The 981-nt window shown below is 60.2% G+C and carries 1 protein-coding gene and 1 pseudogene; both read left to right on the top strand.

Features of this window, described 5'->3' with window-relative positions; all coding sequences use genetic code 11:
* Window positions 1-446 precede the first annotated feature (446 nt).
* Window positions 447-578 carry a hypothetical protein gene (locus A5622_RS30470; protein WP_255361663.1) on the top strand — a complete coding sequence of 44 codons (132 nt, stop codon included), beginning with the start codon at window positions 447-449 and terminating at the stop codon, window positions 576-578.
* Window positions 579-670: 92 nt separating this feature from the next.
* Window positions 671-981 (top strand): annotated as a pseudogene (locus A5622_RS10300) (hypothetical protein); the annotation flags it as partial.

The raw sequence follows: 981 nt of genomic DNA, 5'->3' as shown, positions 1-981 counted from the left end.
CCCGCGTGACCGCTGGTAACCTCTCCACGCCGGTTCAAGCCGACGCTGCGGTGCAATTTGCCGCCGTTCGCTCGTCGAGCGCCTGATCGATCAATGTGGTACTGGAATGCCGTCGCAGAGTTATCGAGCCGCTAGGCGCGCTCGCGTCACCAGGCGGATTCGCCATCGATGGTCGCGAGGTCTCGCATGGGTAGAAAATTACGGGCGGACGCCGTTGGCCGCTATTCACTATGTACTAGCCTCGACGCAGCGCAGACACGGCTTCATCTCACTAGCGAATCCCAGCGACGTCAGGCCGGTCCGACGACGATCTGCCTCAAACCGATGCTGACGGCCGCATAAAGTCGGTGGTCTTACGCCAGCGATCAGTCACCTTCGAGATAAAGAATCTGCGCCGTTCGCCGGGGTGAAGTGAGCGAAGCGCTGCCTCGGCTTAGCATTCGGACATGCGCGATATCGAAGCGATTGACGCCGATCTGCAGTTGGTGTCGCGCGCTTGGTGCGCGGCTTTGGTGGCAAATGATCACGCACCGAGTACCACCCTGATCGACCAGCTTCGCGAGGAGCGACAGCAGTGAGGCGCTGCGTCCGGAACTGACATGACCGGATACCACTAGAGGTAGCGTCGTAGCTGGTCGGAAGCATAGACGGCGGGTTGGCGGGTGGTGCGATGCAACTGATCGAGCTAAGCATTGGCGATCTCATCGCCAGAGCTGGCGGTGACCCATGGGCGATCAACCAGAGCTTGCAGGCCGGTAGCCCTTTTCAGATCTCTCAACTGGCAGAGGCTTTCCATGCTGCCGGCCGATGCTCCACCGCAGCCCAAGAAGAATTCGAACAGGCCCGCAAGCGCTTCGACATGGCCTGGAATCACCAGAACGGTGATCACCCGATCAACGGCTCCGCTGAAGTGCAGCGGCTCGTCAAATCGCTTGGTGCACAGTCCGAGCAGTTGCCCAAAATCGGTAGCGACCTGGAGAA

It is taken from the genome of Mycobacterium sp. 1245801.1 (assembly GCF_001673055.1).
Lineage (GTDB): Bacteria > Actinomycetota > Actinomycetes > Mycobacteriales > Mycobacteriaceae > Mycobacterium > Mycobacterium europaeum_A.
The sequence above is the reverse complement of the archived record's forward strand: the minus strand, read 5'-3'. Positions and strand labels throughout refer to the sequence as shown.